Annotated in this window: 17 protein-coding genes and 1 tRNA gene; 11 read left to right on the forward strand and 7 right to left on the reverse strand. The window is 62.0% G+C overall.

Annotated elements, in window-relative coordinates:
* Positions 1 to 3 precede the first annotated feature (3 nt).
* The 4 genes from BM315_RS19830 to cysG all read left to right on the forward strand — a co-directional run bounded on the left by BM315_RS19830 (position 4) and on the right by cysG (position 4476).
* The gene (locus BM315_RS19830) at positions 4 to 1329 is read left to right on the forward strand and encodes a replication-associated recombination protein A (RefSeq protein WP_090504620.1); all 1326 of its coding nucleotides are present in this window, start codon (positions 4 to 6) and stop codon (positions 1327 to 1329) included.
* Positions 1326 to 1700, forward strand: coding sequence for a fluoride efflux transporter CrcB (gene crcB, locus BM315_RS19835; RefSeq protein ID WP_090504623.1), 375 nt, complete (start codon positions 1326 to 1328; stop codon positions 1698 to 1700). The genes BM315_RS19830 and crcB overlap by 4 nt, the downstream gene beginning before the upstream one ends.
* Positions 1701 to 1716: 16 nt before the next feature.
* The gene (serS, locus tag BM315_RS19840; protein ID WP_090504626.1) at positions 1717 to 2997 is read left to right on the forward strand and encodes a serine--tRNA ligase; all 1281 of its coding nucleotides are present in this window, start codon (positions 1717 to 1719) and stop codon (positions 2995 to 2997) included.
* An 84-nt stretch (positions 2998 to 3081) separates the two neighbouring features.
* Complete coding sequence (gene cysG / locus BM315_RS19845) at positions 3082 to 4476, forward strand: siroheme synthase CysG (RefSeq protein WP_090504631.1); 1395 nt, start codon at positions 3082 to 3084, stop codon at positions 4474 to 4476.
* Here the strand turns inward: cysG and BM315_RS19850 are convergent.
* The 7 genes from BM315_RS19850 to BM315_RS19880 all read right to left on the reverse strand — a co-directional run bounded on the left by BM315_RS19850 (position 4461) and on the right by BM315_RS19880 (position 8716).
* Positions 4461 to 5483, reverse strand: a complete 1023-nt coding sequence (locus BM315_RS19850) for a glutathione S-transferase family protein (RefSeq protein WP_090504634.1) — start codon at positions 5481 to 5483, stop codon at positions 4461 to 4463. The two genes, cysG and BM315_RS19850, sit on opposite strands and share 16 nt — an antisense overlap.
* Before the next feature lie 90 nt (positions 5484 to 5573).
* The gene (locus tag BM315_RS19855; RefSeq protein ID WP_090504637.1) at positions 5574 to 6557 is read right to left on the reverse strand and encodes a glycosyl transferase family protein; all 984 of its coding nucleotides are present in this window, start codon (positions 6555 to 6557) and stop codon (positions 5574 to 5576) included.
* Positions 6554 to 6889 carry a TusE/DsrC/DsvC family sulfur relay protein gene (locus BM315_RS19860; protein ID WP_090504639.1) on the reverse strand — a complete coding sequence of 112 codons (336 nt, stop codon included), beginning with the start codon at positions 6887 to 6889 and terminating at the stop codon, positions 6554 to 6556. The genes BM315_RS19855 and BM315_RS19860 overlap by 4 nt, the downstream gene beginning before the upstream one ends.
* Positions 6886 to 7185: a sulfurtransferase complex subunit TusB gene (tusB, locus tag BM315_RS19865; protein ID WP_090504643.1), complete on the reverse strand. Its 300-nt coding sequence runs from the start codon at positions 7183 to 7185 to the stop codon at positions 6886 to 6888. The genes BM315_RS19860 and tusB overlap by 4 nt, the downstream gene beginning before the upstream one ends.
* On the reverse strand, positions 7185 to 7544 hold the full coding sequence (gene tusC, locus BM315_RS19870) for a sulfurtransferase complex subunit TusC (RefSeq protein ID WP_090504646.1): 360 nt from the start codon (positions 7542 to 7544) through the stop codon (positions 7185 to 7187). The genes tusB and tusC overlap by 1 nt, the downstream gene beginning before the upstream one ends.
* A gap of 1 nt (position 7545) precedes the next feature.
* Positions 7546 to 7938, reverse strand: a complete 393-nt coding sequence (gene tusD / locus BM315_RS19875) for a sulfurtransferase complex subunit TusD (protein ID WP_090504649.1) — start codon at positions 7936 to 7938, stop codon at positions 7546 to 7548.
* A 109-nt stretch (positions 7939 to 8047) separates the two neighbouring features.
* Positions 8048 to 8716, reverse strand: coding sequence for a Bax inhibitor-1/YccA family protein (locus BM315_RS19880; protein ID WP_090504652.1), 669 nt, complete (start codon positions 8714 to 8716; stop codon positions 8048 to 8050).
* Between the two features lie 176 nt (positions 8717 to 8892).
* On the opposite strand from BM315_RS19880, the gene BM315_RS19885 reads away from it, so the two are divergent.
* The 7 genes from BM315_RS19885 to pgsA all read left to right on the forward strand — a co-directional run bounded on the left by BM315_RS19885 (position 8893) and on the right by pgsA (position 18065).
* Positions 8893 to 8980: transfer RNA gene (locus BM315_RS19885), tRNA-Ser, on the forward strand.
* Positions 8981 to 9779: 799 nt separating this feature from the next.
* Complete coding sequence (locus tag BM315_RS19890) at positions 9780 to 11690, forward strand: multicopper oxidase family protein (protein WP_244527333.1); 1911 nt, start codon at positions 9780 to 9782, stop codon at positions 11688 to 11690.
* 23 nt (positions 11691 to 11713) lie between these two features.
* Positions 11714 to 12376, forward strand: a complete 663-nt coding sequence (locus tag BM315_RS19895; protein WP_090504658.1) for an SCO family protein — start codon at positions 11714 to 11716, stop codon at positions 12374 to 12376.
* Between the two features lie 115 nt (positions 12377 to 12491).
* The gene (locus tag BM315_RS19900) at positions 12492 to 14540 is read left to right on the forward strand and encodes a multicopper oxidase family protein (RefSeq protein WP_090504661.1); all 2049 of its coding nucleotides are present in this window, start codon (positions 12492 to 12494) and stop codon (positions 14538 to 14540) included.
* A 435-nt stretch (positions 14541 to 14975) separates the two neighbouring features.
* Positions 14976 to 15620: a response regulator transcription factor GacA gene (gacA, locus tag BM315_RS19905; protein ID WP_090504664.1), complete on the forward strand. Its 645-nt coding sequence runs from the start codon at positions 14976 to 14978 to the stop codon at positions 15618 to 15620.
* A gap of 28 nt (positions 15621 to 15648) precedes the next feature.
* Positions 15649 to 17472: an excinuclease ABC subunit UvrC gene (uvrC, locus tag BM315_RS19910; RefSeq protein ID WP_090504667.1), complete on the forward strand. Its 1824-nt coding sequence runs from the start codon at positions 15649 to 15651 to the stop codon at positions 17470 to 17472.
* Between the two features lie 32 nt (positions 17473 to 17504).
* Positions 17505 to 18065, forward strand: coding sequence for a CDP-diacylglycerol--glycerol-3-phosphate 3-phosphatidyltransferase (pgsA, locus tag BM315_RS19915; protein WP_090504670.1), 561 nt, complete (start codon positions 17505 to 17507; stop codon positions 18063 to 18065).
* Positions 18066 to 18120: the final 55 nt, after the last annotated feature.

The raw sequence follows: 18120 nt of genomic DNA on the forward strand, positions 1-18120 counted from the left end.
GCCATGGATCTGTTCCGTAATGCGCCCATCGCCCAGCCCTTGGCGGCACGTTTGCGTGCCGCCAGCCTGGACGAATACGTCGGTCAGGAGCATCTGCTGGCACGCGGCAAGCCGCTGCGCGAAGCGCTGGAGCAGGGCGCGCTGCATTCGATGATCTTCTGGGGGCCGCCGGGTGTGGGCAAGACCACCCTGGCGCGTTTGCTGGCCCAGGTCACCGATGCCCATTTCGAGACGATTTCCGCGGTGCTCTCCGGGGTCAAGGAGATTCGCCAGGCGGTCGAAGTCGCGCAACAGCACGCCGCCCAGTATGGCCGCCGGACCATCCTGTTCGTCGACGAGGTGCATCGCTTCAACAAGTCGCAGCAGGACGCCTTTCTGCCCTACGTGGAAGACGGCACCCTGATCTTCATCGGTGCCACCACCGAAAACCCCTCGTTCGAACTGAACAATGCGCTGCTTTCGCGAGCCCGCGTCTATGTCCTGAAAAGCCTCGATGAAGAGGCGCTGCGCAAGCTGGCGAGCCGCGCCCTGACTGACCCCAAGGGCCTCGGCGAGCGGCAACTGAGCCTGCCGGAGGAAAGCTTCAAGATTCTCCTGGCCGCCGCCGATGGCGATGGCCGGCGCTTGCTGAATTTTCTGGAGAACGCCGCGGATCTGGCCGAGGACGGCGGCGCCATCAGCACTGAGCTGTTGCTGGACCTGCTCGGCGACAACCGCAGGCGCTTCGACAAGGGCGGCGAAGCCTTCTACGACCAGATTTCCGCGCTGCACAAGTCGGTGCGCGGCTCCAGCCCGGACGGTGCGCTCTATTGGTTCGCGCGCATGCTCGATGGCGGCTGCGATCCACTGTATATCGCCCGCCGGGTGGTGCGCATGGCCAGCGAAGACATCGGCAATGCCGACCCGCGCGCGCTGACGCTGTGCCTCAATGCCTGGGACGTGCAGGAGCGCCTGGGCAGCCCCGAAGGCGAACTGGCGGTGGCCCAGGCCATCGTCTACCTGGCCTGCGCGCCGAAAAGCAACGCGGTGTATAGCGCGTTCAAGGCGGCGATGCGCGATGCCGCCGAGCATGGCTCCCTGGAGGTGCCGCTGCACCTGCGCAACGCGCCGACCAAGCTGATGAAAGAACTCGGTTACGGCGACGAATACCGCTATGCCCATGACGAGCCGGAGGCCTACGCCGCCGGTGAGGATTACTTCCCTGAGCAACTGCCGGCGCGTCAGTACTATCAGCCGGTGCCGCGCGGCCTCGAGCAGAAAATTCGCGACAAGCTCGCACACCTGGCCAGCCAGGATGCGGCCAGTCCACGCAAGCGGAGAAAGCCATGATCGCGGTGGTCTTCGCGGTGGCGGCCGGCGGTACCTGCGGCACCCTGTTGCGCTTTGCCACAGGCAGCTGGATCAACGCGAACTGGCCGCAATACTTCTATACAGCCACTCTGGCGGTTAACATCCTCGGCTGCCTGCTGATCGGTTACCTGTATGGGCTGTTTCTGCTGCGCCCGGACATACCGCTGGAGTTACGCGCCGGCTTGATCGTCGGCTTTCTGGGCGGTCTCACCACCTTTTCATCCTTTTCCCTCGACACCTTGCGCCTGCTGGAAAGCGGCCAGGCGCCAATGGCCTTCGGCTATGTGGCGCTGAGCGTGTTGGGCGGTCTGCTCGCGACCTGGGCCGGCCTATCATTCACCAAACTCTGATCGACGAGAACCCGACATGCTCGACTCCAAACTGGTGCGCAGCCAACTCCACGATGTGGCTCAGCGTCTTGCCACCCGCGGCTTTCAACTGGATGTGGCGCGCTTCGAGGCGCTGGAAAACCAGCGCAAGACCGTGCAGACCCACACCGAACAGTTGCAAGCCGAGCGCAACAGCCGCTCCAAGGCCATCGGCCAGGCCAAGCAGCGCGGCGAAGACATAGCGCCGCTGCTGGCGGATGTCGATCGCATGGGCAACGAGCTGGAGCAAGGCAAGCAGGAGCTGGATGCCATTCAGCTCGAACTGGACGGTTTGCTGTTGAACCTGCCCAACCTACCGCATGAATCGGTGCCGGTCGGTGACGATGAAGAGGCCAATGTCGAGGTGCGCCGCTGGGGTACGCCCAAGGCCTTCGATTTCGCCATCCAGGATCACGTCAGCCTGGGCGAACAACACGGCTGGCTGGATTTCGAAACCGCCGCCAAGCTGTCCGGCGCCCGATTCGCCCTGTTGCGCGGGCCGATCGCTCGCCTGCATCGCGCCCTGGCCCAGTTCATGATCAATCTGCACACCAGCGAACATGGCTACGAAGAGGCTTACACGCCTTACCTGGTCCAGGCGTCGGCCTTGCAGGGCACCGGCCAGTTGCCCAAGTTCGAGGAAGACCTGTTCAAGATCAGCCGCGAGAACGAGGCCGACCTGTACCTGATCCCGACCGCCGAAGTGTCGCTGACCAATATCGTCGCCGGCGAAATTCTCGATGCCAGGCAATTGCCGCTGAAGCTGGTTGCCCACACCCCCTGTTTCCGTAGCGAAGCCGGTTCGTCCGGTCGCGATACCCGCGGCATGATCCGCCAGCATCAGTTCGACAAGGTCGAGATGGTGCAGATCGTCGAGCCGAGTACCTCCTACCAGGCTCTGGAAGAGCTCACCGGCAATGCCGAAAAGGTCCTGCAACTGCTCGAACTGCCATACCGCGTGCTCGCCCTCTGCACCGGCGACATGGGCTTCAGCGCGACCAAGACCTACGATCTGGAAGTCTGGGTGCCGAGCCAGGACAAGTACCGCGAGATTTCCTCCTGCTCCAATTGCGGCGACTTCCAGGCGCGGCGCATGCAGGCGCGCTATCGCAACCCGGAAACCGGCAAGCCGGAGCTGCTGCACACCCTCAACGGTTCCGGCCTGGCAGTAGGTCGCACCCTGGTGGCGGTGCTGGAAAACTACCAGCAAGCCGATGGCAGCATTCGCGTGCCCGAGGTGCTCAAACCCTATATGGGCGGTATCGAAGTAATCGGATGACAACGGTTAGTTGCAAGCTTCAAGCCGCAAACAGAAGCGGTGCGTCAGCTTGCCGCTTAATACTTGCTGCTTGAGGCTGCCACTATGGATTTTCTTCCGCTGTTCCACAAATTGCAGGATCGTCTGGTACTGGTGGTCGGTGGCGGTGAAGTGGCTTTGCGCAAATCGCGTCTGCTGGCCGATGCCGGCGCCAGATTGCGGGTCGTGGCGCCGGAGGTGCGCGAGGAGCTGCGCGAACTGGTCGGCCAGGGCGCAGGCGAGGTACTGCTGCGCAACTACCAGCCCGCCGACCTGAACGGCGTGGTGTTGATCATCGCCGCCACCGACGACGAACCGCTGAATGCGCAAATATCCGCCCAGGCCCAGACGCTGGGCATCCCGGTCAATGTGGTCGATGCCCCCAAGCTGTGCAGCGTTATTTTCCCGGCTATCGTCGACCGTTCGCCGCTGATCGTCGCCGTCACCAGTGGCGGCGATGCGCCGGTACTGGCGCGCTTGATCCGGGCCAAGATCGAAACCTGGATTCCGGCAAGCTATGGCCAACTGGCCGGTCTGGCGAAGAAATTTCGCGCACAAGTCAAAGGCCTGTTCCCCGATGTCCAGCAGCGCCGGGTGTTCTGGGAAGACGTGTTCCAGGGGCAGATTGCCGAGAGTGTGTTCGCCGGCAAGCTGCATGAAGGCGAACGCCTGCTCGAGGCGAAAGTCGCCGGCGCCGCGCCACGCACCCTGGGCGAGGTGTACCTGGTCGGCGCCGGCCCAGGCGATCCGGACCTACTGACGTTTCGCGCCCTGCGCCTGATGCAGCAGGCCGATGTGGTGCTCTACGATCGCCTGGTCGCTCCGGCGATCATCGAGCTGTGCCGCCGCGATGCCGAGCGCATCTATGTCGGCAAGCAGCGCGCCGCGCATGCAGTGCCGCAGGATCAGATCAATCAGCATCTGGTCAGCCTGGCCAAAGAGGGCAAGCGGGTGTTGCGCCTGAAAGGCGGCGATCCCTTTATCTTCGGCCGCGGCGGCGAGGAGATCGAGCAACTGGCAGCGCACGGGATACCCTTCCAGGTCGTACCCGGCATCACTGCGGCCAGTGGCTGCGCGGCTTATGCAGGGATTCCGCTGACCCACCGCGATCATGCGCAATCGGTACGCTTCGTCACCGGCCACCTCAAGGACGGCAGTTGCGACCTGCCTTGGGCGGAGCTGGCAGCACCCAGCCAGACCCTGGTGTTCTACATGGGCCTGGTCGGTTTGCCGCTGATTTGCCAGCAATTGATCGCCCATGGCCGTGCGCCAAGCACGCCGGCGGCGCTGATCCAGCAGGGCACCACGCCCAACCAGCGGGTGTTCACCGGCACCCTGGCGAACCTGCCGGAACTGGTCGCCGAGCATCAGGTCCATGCGCCGACCCTGGTCATAGTCGGCGAGGTGGTGCAGCTGCGCGACAAGCTGGCCTGGTTCGAAGGCGCTCAGGCCGAGGTTTGAAACGATGCCAACCTGGCAAAGACGCCCTTGCCCGGCAAGCGCGCGCGATCATGGCCGCGGGACAAGTCCAGCGCCGGACCCTTGGGCACTATGCCGGTCGGGTTGATGGTGCGATGGCTGGCGTAGTAATGGCCCTTGATGTGTTCGAAATCCACGGTTGCCGCCACCCCGGGCCATTGGTACAGCTCGCGCAACCAGTTGCACAGGTTCGGGTAGTCCTCGATACGCCGCAGGTTGCACTTGAAGTGGCCGTAGTACACCGCATCGAAACGCACCAGGGTAGTGAACAGGCGCCAGTCGGCTTCGCTGAGGTATTCGCCAGCCAGGTAACGCTGCTCGCTTAGGCGCGCCTCCAGCCAATCCAGTTCGGCGAACAGCTCGCCGAAGGCTTCCTCGTAGGCAGCCTGGGCGGTGGCGAAACCGGCGCGGTACACGCCATTGTTGACCGCCGGATAGATGCGCCGATTGAGTGCGTCGATCTCGCCGCGCAGCGCTGCGGGATAAAAGTCCAGGGGATTGCCGGTCAGCCCGTCGAAAGCCGAGTTGAACATGCGGATGATTTCCGCTGACTCATTGCTGACGATGCATTGCTGCTGCTTGTCCCACAACAATGGCACGGTCACCCGGCCGGTGTAGTTGGCGTCATCGATGGTGTAGCGCTGATGCAGGAAGTCCAGGCCGTCCAGGGCATCGCCGGTCGAGCCATGGGCCGGGTCGAAGGTCCAGCCATCGTCGAGCATCAGCCAGCTGACCACCGACACATCGATCAGATCCTGCAAGCCCTTGAGTTGACGCAGGATCAGGGTGCGATGGGCCCAGGGGCAGGCGAGGGATACATACAGGTGATAGCGACCGGCTTGCGCCTTGAAACCACCTTCGCCGCTAGGCCCGATGCTGCCGTCGGCGGTGATCCAGTTGCGTCGCCGGGCATCCTCACGCTTGAAGCGACCATCGGCGGCCGTGTCGTACCACTGGTCATGCCAGCGACCGTCAATCAATAAACCCATTACTCGACTCCTTCAGCTCTACGGCTCATGGCTTCAGTCTAACGGCAAGGGTTCGATTGAAAGGTGGAAAAAGCTGCCTGTAAAAATCGACTAAACCGATATGTTTCGTGCGTCCCAGCGCTGCTGCGCCTGCTCGAACGCCTCTTCACGGGGGATGCCCAGGCCGCGCAGGGCCACGGCCATGCTGCTCAATACCGCGAGCCGGCCATAAGCGTCCTCGACTTCGCCGCGCCAGAACGCCTGCAGGTGCTCCGGGTGCAGCGACTCAGGCTTGACGTGGCGCTGCGCCGACAACGGTGGCCAGTCTTCGTCCCAGTTCTCGCCGTTGACCGTGCCATAGAGATGGCTGGTAGCGTCCGGGTTGATTTCCATCTCGCCACCTTCACCCTTGATCACCAGCACGGTGTCGCCGAGCAGTTGGCTGGCTTCACGGTGGACCGCCTGGTAACCGGGGTGAAAGATGCTCTGCAAGCCGCAGCGCGCCGCTAACGGGTTGAGAATGCGGGTCAGCGAGTGGATCGGCGAGCGCAAGCCGAGGATGTTGCGCAGGTCGATCATCCGCTGCAGTTGCGGCATCCAGTCGCCCAGCGGGATAAACGCCAGGTGCTGCTCCTGCAAGGCGCGTTCGACCTCGCTCCAGTTGCGGCACAGTGGAATCTGCAGCAGCCCGATCACTTGTTCGCTGTACAGCCGGCCGGCGGTGTGCGCGCCGCCGCCATGCAGGAGGATGCGCACGCCGCTGTTGGCCAGGGCCTTGGCGGCGAGGAGAAACCAGGGCAAATGACGTTTCTTGCCGGCATAGCTGGGCCAATCCAGGTCGAGCGCAATGGCCGGCGCCTGCAGGCGCTCGCGCACCGCCTCGGCAAAGCCGGCCATCTCCTCGGCGCTTTCTTCTTTGTGCCGCAGCAGCATCAGGAAGGCGCCAAGCTGGGTGTCCTCGGCCTTGCCGTCGAGCAGCATGCCCATGGCTTCACGGGCTTCCTCGCGGCTCAGGTTGCGCGCGCCGCGCTTGCCTTTGCCGAGGATGCGTACGAATTGGGCAAAAGGGTGTTCCGCAGGGGTGACAAGGTTCATAGGCAATTCGTCGGTTTGGGCAGGCCCGCCAGCTTGGCGGCGAGTTTGGCGGGAGCGCCTTTGAACAGCAGATTGAGGTGCAGGCTGTTGCCCTTTTCCGGGCCCAGCTTGAGCGCCACATATTTGATCAGTGGCCGGTTGGCTGGCGACAGCTGGAACTCGGCATAGAAGGCCCGCAGCAAATGCAGGATCTGCCAATGCTCGGCGCTCAGGATCAGTTGTTCCTGCTGCGCCAGGGCCTCGGCCACCGCTTCCGACCAGTCGGCCAGGGCGAGCAGGTAACCGTCCTTGTCCAGCTCGATACGCCGACCGGCAACGCTTAAATGTGTCATAGCCAGCTGTTGACCTTGTCGAAACGGCAACTCAGCTCGACGAAGCCCGGGTAGTCGACCACCTGGACCCGCGCCGGCGCGGCGAGGGCGCGCGCGCAGAGGTCTTCGTCGAGGGCGAACAGGCCGATAGCGGCCGGCATCAGCTCCAGGGCCTGGCGCTGCGCCGTGCCGGGTTGCAGGGCGTAAACCGCATCGCCGCAGAGCAACAGGCCGTCGGCGGGGCCGAGCAGGCGCAGGCAGCTGCTCAGCCGGCCGTCGCTGAACGGTGAATGGGACAACACATGCAAGGTAGCCATCAGAGGGTGATCACCTGGTCGTAACGGTCGATAAGCGCGCTCAGGGCGGCATCATCCAGCACCTCGGCCGCCAGTGTCAGCGTCTGTTGCTCCAGGCCGCGCTCCTGCAGGCTGCGCGTCGAGGCATACAGTGACTCCACACCGAACAGCGGCAACGCCTGCAAGTTGGCACCCAGGTCTTTCTGCTGCAGGGCTGAGGGCTGTTGCGCCGGCGCCAACTGGAACACGCCGTCGTCGAGAAACAACATGCCGAGGGGCAGGTCGAATGCGCCGCCAGCCAAGGCGATATCCAGCGCTTCACGGGCGCTGGGCCCGGACCAGGGCGACTGGCGGTTGATGATCAGCAACGATTTACTCATTTCAAGGTCCTCCGAAGCAGATCAGGCGATCGGCTGTTTGCGCGGCCTCATGCAACTGGCCCAGTCCGGAAAGGTCCCAGGGAGCATCCAGATTGCCGGCGCTGCGCTGGTAGCGTTGCGCTTCCTGCTCGTTGAGGATGCCGCGGCGTAAGGCTGCGGCAATGCAGACGACGCCATCGAGCTGCTGTTGGCGTACCAGTTCGCGCCATTCGGCAGGGATATCCAGCTCATCCTGGGCGCTGACCACATTGCTCGAGGCGTTGTGCACCGCATCCTGGTAGAAGAACAACCGCACGATCTGATGGCCGCCAGCCAGGGCTGCCTGAACAAAACGCAGGGCACGCCGGGACGAGGGTGCATGCGGCGGGGCGAAGAGGGCGATGGCGAATTTCATATAAAACCCGGCAGGGAAATCTGCCGCAATGATAAAGCTTGAGCGCGCAAGATGCTCGCCGCACCCATGAAAAAGCCCGCCGAAGCGGGCTTCGGGGGCAACTCGAAGATCAGTCGTCGCTGCCCATGATGCCCATGATCTGCAGCAGGCTGATGAACAGGTTGTAGAGCGATACATACAGGCTGATGGTGGCCATGATGTAGTTGCGCTCGCCGCCATGGATGATGGCGCTGGTCTGGTACAGGATGCAGGCCGAGGAAAACAGCACGAAGCCGGCGCTGATCGCCAGCTGCAGGCCGCTGATCTGGAAGAAGAAGCCCGCCACCATGGCGCCGATCAGGACGAAGAAACCGGCGGTGATGAAGCCGCTGAGAAAGCTCATGTCCTTGCGCGAAATCAGCACATAGGCAGACAGGCCACAGAAAACCAGAGCCGTCATGGTGAAGGCTGAACTGACTACTTCGGCGCCGTTGGCCATGCCCAGGTAGCGATTGAGGATCGGCCCCAGGGTGTAGCCCATGAAACCGGTCAGGGCGAGGGTGGAGAGCAGGCCCCAGGACGAGTCACGCAGTTTGGCAGTGAGGAAGAACAGGCCATAGAAGCCGATCAGCACCACGAAAAAGTTGGGGTAAGGCACATTGGCGCGCTGCGCCATAAAGGCGACCAATCCGCTGAAGGCCAGGGTGATGGCCAGCAGGCCGTAAGTATTGCGCAGTACGCGGCTGACTTCTTGCTGTTCAACCTGGGCGTGACTGAGTGCGTAATCTTGGTCGTGCATGGCGACACTCCTATGAAGACTAATAGATCCGTGATCAGAGCTGCACTGATCATAACAGAGCGTTGAACGCTGCCAACCTCTAGAGTTTGACAGTGTGTTGCGTTCCGGTAAGATAGCCGCCCGCAGCCGTGCCAAGGTGTAGCCGGGCCGTTAAAGCCACGGTTTGGGGCTGTTTGGGAAGCGTGGCCGAGTGGTTTAAGGCAGCGGTCTTGAAAACCGCCGATGGGAAACTGTCCTAGAGTTCGAATCTCTACGCTTCCGCCATATGCATGACAAGCGCTTGACAGCGTTTTTCTCCAAAGCAGAGCGCTACGAGCTGCTTGCTTGGTGATCATAAAAAAGCCCTCGGTCCCGAGGGCTTTTTTGTGCCTGGAAGAACGCATGCCGGTCGCCAATCCCGCCAACAGCTCACAGCAAGCGGATGATCGCATCCGGCAACCCTCTTCGAGAGTCCTGCACGGTGTGCCGCCGTTGCCGTACCTCTGGCGCATCTCTGTGCCGCCCTCGGGCGTAGAGCAAATTGCCTCCTGCCGCCGCCACGAAAAGCCTGGCAAGCGAAGTCGATAGCCATTTCATATAGGTAGTTATCTTCGTAAAAACAATAACTTGTGATCCAATAATTCAGCCTGTGATGATTCCGACGTTCTCTTGACAAACAGAGGGGGTGATTCTTTAGTAAGTCATGGGCGAGGGTGGAATTAATGAGGCTTGCCGTGCAGAAGAGGGCGCCAGTTCCAAGGGTATCTGTCGCACCAGAAAAAGAATGCATAAGGTGCAGGAATACGCTTATTCACAACGCTAGGGTGCGTGTGCGGGATCTTCTTGTTGCGTGCTCCTTTCGTGGGTTGCCTTTCTCCTGAGCGCTAGCGTCAGGCAGGTGTCGCGGTACTGCTAGGGCTTTTTCTACCTCAGATCACTGATGAGCGAATGCAATTCAGCGGGAAAGTGCGTGCCAGTGATTGAGAGGGTCGCCATCGTCGAGCAAGGAGCACACGGAGCAGTCGAGACCAAGGTATAGAGGCTGGGCTGCAGTTGGACAACACAGCACTGAGAGGTCAAGGCCATGACGTCCCAATTCTTGGAGAACGTGGGCACGCTAGGGGCGGGAGCCTGGAAGATTTCCATCAGGCGCGGTGGTTGGGAGCCGCTGCCCGGTACAGGGGAGAAACTCCCGGAGAGCCGCGAGGGCCGGCGCGCGTTCCTGAAGTTCACGGCTGCGGCGATGGCCGCACCGCTTCTGTTCGCCTCGCCCGACAGCAATGCCAGACGGCGGCGGGCGCCGGATCCAACACCCGAACCGGAGCCAGAACCGACGCCCGTGGTGTTGCCGCCGAGCCCGCCGACTATTCCCTGGGTCGAGGAATTACCCAGCGCCATCACCCCCTTGTCACCCGTCAGCCTGAATCCGCCCCCTGCACTAAACGCGAATACCGCGGCTGGCGAATGCGGCCGCGCGGATCACCAGCGCTGGGCCGAGCTGCACGGCACGCCGCGGCAGTACCCGGTGACGCATTACGAACTGAGCGCCAAGGAGAATCCAGCCTGGGTGTTCAATCCGGCCTACCCGCCGCAGCGCATCTGGGGCTTCGCCGTAGGCTCCGCCGCCGCGAGCACTCCGGGGCCGACCATAATGACCCGTTACGGGGAGCCGGTGGTCGTCCGCTTCCATAACAAATTGCCGCAGAATCATGTCGGCTTCGGCTCGCCGGAAATCTCGATTCACCTGCACAATGCGCACGCTCCTTCGGAAAGCGACGGTTTCCCCGGCGACTATTTCAGTCCGAACAAGGCCGGCCCGACCCTGGCCGAACCTGGGCAGTTCAAGGATCATTTCTACCCGAATATCTGTGCCGGCTATGACAGCTACCAGAACGGCCTGGGCGATTACCGCGAGGCGCTGGCCACGCTCTGGTACCACGACCACACCTTCGATTTCACCGCACCCAACCTATACCTGGGTATGGCCGGCTTCTATCTGATGTATGACGACCTCGACTCGGGCAACGAGCGCGACGCCAACCCCAGCGCTCTGCGCCTGCCAAGCCACCCTTACGATTACCCGCTGAGCTTCGGCGATCGGCGTTTCGACGCCGGAGGCCGGTTGGTGTACGACCAGGTCAGCCCCGAAGGCACCCTGGGCGACAAGATAGCGGTCAACGGCAAGATCGAGCCGGTGCTGCGGGTGGCGGCGCGCAAATACCGCTTCCGCCTGCTCGACATAGGGCCGAGCCGCACCTACGAGCTCTACCTGACCAAAACCAATGGAGTGGTGCAGACCTTCACTTACATCGGCAACGACGGAAATCTGCTGCCGGCACCGCTGAAAAACCAGTTCAAGGTGCACATTGCGGTAGCAGAGCGTGCCGACATCGTCATCGACTTCTCCAGGTACCCGATTGGCACTGAGCTATATCTGAGCAACCGCCTCGAGCAGGACTTGACCCGTCAGCCCGGTGACGTCAAGGCGCCGGGTACTCCGGTGCTGAAATTCATCGTCGATCGCTACCCGCCGGAACAGGATCTCAGCCGAGTGCCGGATGTGCTGAGGCCATTGCCGCCACTCGATTTGGCCGAGATCGCCGCCGCGCCGGTACGGCGATGGGTGTTCGAGCGCGCCAATGGCATGTGGGCGATCAACGGGCAGTTTTTCAACCCCAACACCGCACGTGCGGTGATCCCCATGGGCGGTGCCGAGGTCTGGGAGCTGGTGAATATCGACAACGGCTGGGATCACCCGATCCATATCCATTTCGAGGAGGGGCGCATCCTCAGCAAAACTAAGGATGGGGTCAGCGTGCCCGTGCCGCCGCATGAGCAGGGGCGCAAGGATGTCTATGTGCTCCAGGGCATGTCGACTATCCGGGTGTTCCTGCGCTTTCGCGACTTCACCGGCAAGTACGTCATGCACTGCCACAACCTGATCCACGAGGACCACGCGATGATGCTGCGCTGGGACATCAAGGACGACGACTAGTCGCCGCGACTGGAGGTAATGCAATGAATACGCGAAGAAACCTACTGGCCGGAATGGGCGCGGTGGCATTGGGCGGACTGCTGTGGAATCGACTGCCGGTGGAATTGGAGCATGCCGTGGCCGAAGAAATCGACACCGGCTCACCTTCGAGCTATTTCCCCAACGTCTGGCTCTATACCCATGAGGGCGAGAAAGTGCGGTTCTACGACGATCTGGTGCGAGGCAAGATCGTTGCCATCAATATGATGTACGTGATGTGCACCGGCGCCTGCCCGACCATGACCGCCAATCTGCGCAAAGTGCAGCAGATGTTGGGGGAGCGCGTGGGGCAGGATGTCTTCATGTACTCGATTACCCTGCAACCCGAGATCGACCGGCCGCAACACCTCAAGGAGTACGTCGAACAACAACGTATCCTGCCGGGCTGGAAGTTCCTCACAGGCTCACCCGCCGACATCAGGCGGCTGCGTTACGGGCTTGGCTTCTATGATCCCGTCCCGGAAGTCGACAACAACCTGGCGACCCATACCGGCATGCTCCGCGTCGGTAATGATCGCAACCAGCGCTGGACCATGGCGCCGGCGCTGGCCGACCCGGAGCGGATCATCACCACCATCAACCATGTGGATGGCGCCATGGTGCATACCGCCTACATGAGTGGAGACGCTGCCGTTCACCTCGGTTAGGAGCGCGACTGCTGTGGGCGCACCTTTCCACCTCCGCACAGGGAGGGCGATTGTGCGGCGAGGGGTGACGCTCGTTAGCGAGAAGCACCCTGCGCGCCGCGGGGAGGATCGAGGCATGAAAGCCAAGTTTCTAGAGCACTGCCCAGGCACACTGAAACCTGGCAGTTGGAAAATATCCGTCAAAGCCGGCGGCTGGGAGCCAATAACCGGCGAAGTCGAAGAAAAAGAGTCGCGCGGCGAAGAGAGCCGGCGTTCCTTCCTCAAACTCGGCGCCGCGGCCATCGCCGCTCCGTTGCTGTTGACTTCCCTCGGCAGCGCGGCGCGGAGCCGTCGGCGCCCCGACGATGACGAGGATGATGAAGACGATGACGACGGCGCGCTGCTGCTGCTGCTGCTGCCGCCGCCAAGCCCAGCGACCATCCCCTGGCAGATCGAACTGCCCACGGCAATCGATCAGTTGCAGCCGGTGGTACTCGATCCGCCGCCGATGGCGGTGGCCAACACCGCCGCCGGCGAAGCCGGGCGCGCCCCGCATCAACGCTGGAACGAGCTGTACGAGACGCCGCGCCAGTATCCGCCGGTGCACTACGAACTGAGCGCCAAGGAAAACCCGGCCTGGGTCTTCAACCCGGCTTATCCGCCGCAGCGCATCTGGGGCTACGAGGGCAATACGTCCGGGGCGACCACCCCGGGGCCGACCATCTTCGCGCGCTATGGTCAGCCGACCATCCTGCGCATGCACAACCGCCTGCCGCAGGATCACGTAGGTTTCGGCACACCGGAGATCTCCACCCACCTGCACAACATGCACACGGCATCGGAAAGCGATGGTTTCCCCAGCGACTACTACAGCGTCAACAAGGCCGGCCCGACCCTGGCCACGCCCGGGGAGTTTAAGGATCACTTCTACGCCAACATCTATGCCGGCTACGACGAGCTGCAGAACGGCATCGGCGATCCGCGCGAAGCCCTGGGCACGCTGTTCTACCATGACCACACCTTCGATTTCACCGCGCCGAATGTGGTCCGCGGACTCGCAGGCTTCTACCTGATCTTCGATCACATCGACTCGGGCGACGAACGCGACCCCAGCCCGAGCGCGTTGCGCCTACCGAGCTATCCCTACGATTATCCGCTGGATTTTGGTGACCGCATTTTCGATCAGAACGGGATCATGATCTGGGATCAGGTCAATCCCGAAGGGCTGCTCGGTGACAAGGTGATCGTCAACGGCTATATCGAGCCTGTGTTGCGCGTGGCCGCGCGCAAGTATCGCCTGCGCCTGCTCAACGGCGGACCGAGTCGTTTCTACGAGTTCTACCTGGTCAGACCAAACAATGTGGTGCAGACCTTCACCTATATTGGCAACGACGGCAACCTGCTGCCGGCCCCGCTGTTCAACCAGTACAAGGTGCGCCTGGGGGTGACAGAACGTGCCGATATCGTGGTGGATTTCTCGCGATACCCGCTCGGCACCGAGCTGTACCTGGTAAATCGCCTGACCCACCGGCCGGGCGAAACCCGACGACCCAAGGACGTGCGCGCGCCGGGCGATCGCCTGCTGAAGATCATCGTCGACCGCTATCCGCCGGAGCAGGACCTCAGTCAGGTACCGGCTGTACTGCGTGAGCTGCGCCCGCTCGACCCGGCGGAAATCGCCGCGGCGCCGGTGCGGCGCTGGGATTTCGACCGGGCCAACGGCATGTGGGCGGTGAACGGCGAGTTCTTCGATCCGCAGCGTGCCGATGCCAAGATCAAACAGGGTGGCGTCGAGGTCTGGGAGTTGTTCAGTATCGACGACGGCTGGAGCCATCCGATCCATATCCACTTCGAGGAAGGACGTATCATCAGCAAGACCGTGGAGGGGGAAGAAGTGTCGGTGCCGCCCCACGAGCTGGGCCGCAAGGATGTTTTTGTACTCAACGAGATATCCAGCATCAAGGTGTTGCTGCGCTTCCGCGACTTCTATGGCAAATACGTCATGCATTGCCACAACCTGATCCACGAGGACCACGCGATGATGGTGCGCTGGGACGTCGTGACCGACCCGAACCTGGCCGACCAGGTGAATGAGACTGTTGCCGCGCCTGAAGAGGAGTTGGCTGGCCCGCCTGTCGAGCCCAGCAACGATAATGCGCCGAGGCAAAGGAGGCGGAACAGGTAGGGCGGATATACGACCGTAACCGGCGGGTAAAGCGGCGACGCAGGGGCTCGAGAGCCGGCATGGCCGCGCGAAATTTGCACTCCGATGGTGCGCCCTTGCCAGCTGCGCATCAGTGATCGAATCAGTCCATCTTGAACGCGAGCAACAACCGCGACGAGTGTCGCGTGTCAAGCGGCCACGCAGACATCATGAAAAACGTATAACTACCTGTAAAACAACATTTTTATTCGCGTCAGTGGCGTAGTCAAGCGTCGTGCTATGCTCGCTTCTGCGCCGTATTTTCATCATGAGTTACTCACTTGGCATGGTATATTTCTGGCGCTTGCTATCTGACTGGAATGCGCCAAGCTAGGTCTGCACCCGGCTTTTTGCTAAGGTGAGCGTCGCGAATAAGACCAATTAAGACCGCTGCTTGATGCGCGATGAGGAGTCCGCTTGATTAGGGTGCTGGTGGTCGATGACCACGATCTGGTTCGAACAGGCATCACGCGCATGCTGGCCGATATCGATGGCTTGCAAGTCGTAGGGCAGGCCGAGTCCGGTGAGGAGTCGCTGAAGAAAGCCCGCGAACTGAAGCCCGACGTGGTCCTGATGGACGTCAAGATGCCTGGCATCGGCGGCCTCGAAGCGACCCGCAAACTCCTGCGCAGTCATCCCGATCTGAAAGTCGTCGCCGTGACCGCCTGCGAAGAGGACCCGTTCCCCACTCGCCTGCTACAGGCCGGCGCCGCTGGTTATCTGACCAAGGGCGCGGCCCTCGCCGAGATGGTTCAGGCGATTCGCCAGGTGTTCGCCGGGCAGCGTTACATCAGCCCGCAAATCGCCCAGCAATTGGCGCTCAAGTCGTTTCAGCCGCAAAACAATAACTCACCCTTCGATTTGCTTTCCGAGCGCGAGATTCAGATCGCCTTGATGATCGCCGGCTGCCAGAAGGTGCAGAGCATTTCCGACAAGCTGTGCCTGTCGCCGAAAACGGTCAACACCTACCGTTATCGGATCTTTGAAAAGCTGTCGATTACCAGTGACGTTGAGCTTGCCTTGCTCGCCGTGCGCCATGGCATGGTCGATGCCAACAGTTGAGCCGTCTACTGAGCTGCCTGCGGTTGAAATGAACCCCTCGTTCGACCCCAGCGCTTTCCTGGCCACCTGTAGCAGCCGCCCAGGTGTCTACCGCATGTTCGCTGCGGACGCCAAGCTGCTCTACGTCGGCAAGGCGAAGAACCTGAAAAAACGCCTGGCCAGCTACTTTCGCAAGAGCGGCCTGGCGCCGAAGACCGCGGCGCTGGTCGGGCGGATCGTTCGGGTCGAAACCACTATTACCGCCAATGAAACCGAAGCCCTGCTGCTCGAGCAGACGCTGATCAAGCAATGGCGGCCGCCCTACAATATCCTGCTGCGCGACGACAAATCCTATCCCTACGTATTCTTGTCTGATGGCGATTACCCGCGCCTGAGCATCCATCGCGGGGCGAAGAAGCAGAAGGGCCGCTATTTCGGCCCATATCCCAGTGCCGGAGCGATCCGCGAAAGCCTCGGCCTGCTGCAAAAAGCCTTTCTGGTGCGTCAGTGCGAAGACAGCTACTTCAAGAATCGCACACGGCCGTGCCTGCAGTATCAGATCAAGCGCTGCAAGGGCCCCTGTGTCGGCCTGGTCGATCCGGCGGAATATGCCGAGGACGTGCGCCATTCGGTGATGTTTCTCGAGGGGCGCAGCAACGCGCTCGGCGATGAACTGTCCAGCGCCATGCAGCAAGCCGCCGCGACCCTGGATTTCGAGCGGGCCGCCGAATTGCGCGACAAGATGGCCCTGCTACGCCGCGTGCAAGACCAGCAAAGCATGGAAGGCGGCAGTGGCGATGTCGATATAGTTGCGGCCATGGTCAATCCAGGTGGCGCCTGCGTGCACCTGATCAGCGTGCGTGGCGGTCGCGTACTCGGCAGCAAGAACTTCTTCCCGCAAGTGGCGATCGAGGAGGAGGCCAGCGAGGTGCTGCTGGCCTTTCTGGCGCAGTATTACCTGGGCAACCAGGAGCGCGAGTTGCCTGCCGAGCTGATCGTCAACGCGCAACATGACGACTTCCCCACGCTGATCGCCGCGCTTGGCGAGTCGCGTGGCTGCGAGCCGAGCATCAGCTATCGGGTGCGCGGTACCCGCGCACGCTGGCAGCAGCTGGCGGTGACTAATGCCGAACAGGCGCTCGGCGCGCGCCTGGCCGACCGCCAGCATGTGGCCGCGCGCTTCGAAGCCCTGGCCGAAGCGCTGGACATGGACGAGGTGCCGCAGCGTCTCGAATGTTTCGATATCAGTCATTCCAGTGGCGAGGCAACGGTGGCGTCCTGCGTAGTATTCGGCCCGGAGGGAGCGCTGAAATCCGATTACCGTCGCTACAACATCGAAGGCGTTACTGCAGGCGATGATTACGCCGCCATGCACCAGGCCCTGACTCGACGCTTCAGCAAGGTCAAGGACGGCGAGGGCAAGCTGCCGGATATCCTGCTGGTCGACGGCGGCAAAGGGCAACTGGCCATGGCCCGGGACGTGTTGAATGAATTGGCCGTCCCCGAGCTGATTCTGCTTGGCGTGGCCAAGGGGGTGACGCGCAAGCCGGGACTGGAAACCCTCTACCTCAACGACGCTGCCCATGAGTTCAGCCTGCCGGGCAACTCGCCGGCACTGCATCTGATTCAGCAGATCCGCGACGAATCGCACCGTTTCGCCATTACCGGGCACCGCGCTCGTCGCGGCAAGGCCCGCCGCACATCGAGCCTTGAGGAGGTCGCCGGGGTAGGGCCCAAGCGTCGCCGCGAACTGCTCAACCACTTTGGCGGTCTGCAGGAATTGTCTCGGGCCAGCAGCGAAGAAATCGCCAAAGCGCCCGGGATCAGTAAAAAGCTTGCAGAGCTGATTTATGCCGCACTGCACAGCGAGTAGAATGCCGGCTCACCTTGCAGCCAGTTGCGCCGATGAATATCCCTAACCTGCTTACCGTGCTCCGCGTTGCACTGATACCGATCTTCATCCTGCTGTTCTATCTGCCATTCAGCTGGAGTTATTGGGCCGCGAGCGCGGTCTTCGCTGTTGCCGCCGTTACCGACTGGCTGGATGGCTTCCTGGCACGCCGCTGGGAGCAGAGCACGCCGTTCGGTGCCTTTCTCGACCCGGTCGCCGACAAGCTGATGGTCGCGGTTGCGCTGGTCTTGTTGGTGGCCGAGCATGCCAATTTGTGGCTGACGTTGCCGGCGGCGATCATCATCGGTCGCGAAATCGTCGTCTCGGCCTTGCGTGAATGGATGGCCGAACTGGGTGCGCGCGCGCATGTCGCCGTGTCTGAACTGGCCAAATGGAAGACCGCAGCACAGATGCTCGCCTTGATCATGCTGCTGGCCAATCCCCCGCAGTTCACATTCTGGGTTCTGCTTGGCTACGGACTTCTGATCGTTGCCGCGATCCTGACCCTGTGGTCGATGCTGCAGTATCTGCTGGCTGCCTGGCCGCATCTCAGCACTTCCACTGAAAAGAAATAAGCTTTTTTGAATCAAGGGGTTGACTGGGCGTTCTGAAGATATAGAATGGCGCCCG

It is taken from the genome of Pseudomonas borbori (genome assembly GCF_900115555.1).
Classification (GTDB): domain Bacteria; phylum Pseudomonadota; class Gammaproteobacteria; order Pseudomonadales; family Pseudomonadaceae; genus Aquipseudomonas; species Aquipseudomonas borbori.

Coding starts and splice junctions, on each gene's coding strand:
- BM315_RS19895 (WP_090504658.1), top strand. CDS start 11,714: ATGAATACGCGAAGAAACCTACTGGCCGGAATGGGCGCGGTGGCATTG.
- serS (WP_090504626.1), top strand. CDS start 1,717: ATGCTCGACTCCAAACTGGTGCGCAGCCAACTCCACGATGTGGCTCAG.
- pgsA (WP_090504670.1), top strand. CDS start 17,505: ATGAATATCCCTAACCTGCTTACCGTGCTCCGCGTTGCACTGATACCG.
- BM315_RS19900 (WP_090504661.1), top strand. CDS start 12,492: ATGAAAGCCAAGTTTCTAGAGCACTGCCCAGGCACACTGAAACCTGGC.
- crcB (WP_090504623.1), top strand. CDS start 1,326: ATGATCGCGGTGGTCTTCGCGGTGGCGGCCGGCGGTACCTGCGGCACC.
- BM315_RS19830 (WP_090504620.1), top strand. CDS start 4: ATGGATCTGTTCCGTAATGCGCCCATCGCCCAGCCCTTGGCGGCACGT.
- BM315_RS19850 (WP_090504634.1), bottom strand. CDS start 5,483: ATGGGTTTATTGATTGACGGTCGCTGGCATGACCAGTGGTACGACACG.
- tusB (WP_090504643.1), bottom strand. CDS start 7,185: ATGGCTACCTTGCATGTGTTGTCCCATTCACCGTTCAGCGACGGCCGG.
- tusD (WP_090504649.1), bottom strand. CDS start 7,938: ATGAAATTCGCCATCGCCCTCTTCGCCCCGCCGCATGCACCCTCGTCC.
- cysG (WP_090504631.1), top strand. CDS start 3,082: ATGGATTTTCTTCCGCTGTTCCACAAATTGCAGGATCGTCTGGTACTG.
- BM315_RS19890 (WP_244527333.1), top strand. CDS start 9,780: ATGACGTCCCAATTCTTGGAGAACGTGGGCACGCTAGGGGCGGGAGCC.
- tusC (WP_090504646.1), bottom strand. CDS start 7,544: ATGAGTAAATCGTTGCTGATCATCAACCGCCAGTCGCCCTGGTCCGGG.
- uvrC (WP_090504667.1), top strand. CDS start 15,649: ATGAACCCCTCGTTCGACCCCAGCGCTTTCCTGGCCACCTGTAGCAGC.
- BM315_RS19880 (WP_090504652.1), bottom strand. CDS start 8,716: ATGCACGACCAAGATTACGCACTCAGTCACGCCCAGGTTGAACAGCAA.
- BM315_RS19855 (WP_090504637.1), bottom strand. CDS start 6,557: ATGAACCTTGTCACCCCTGCGGAACACCCTTTTGCCCAATTCGTACGC.
- BM315_RS19860 (WP_090504639.1), bottom strand. CDS start 6,889: ATGACACATTTAAGCGTTGCCGGTCGGCGTATCGAGCTGGACAAGGAC.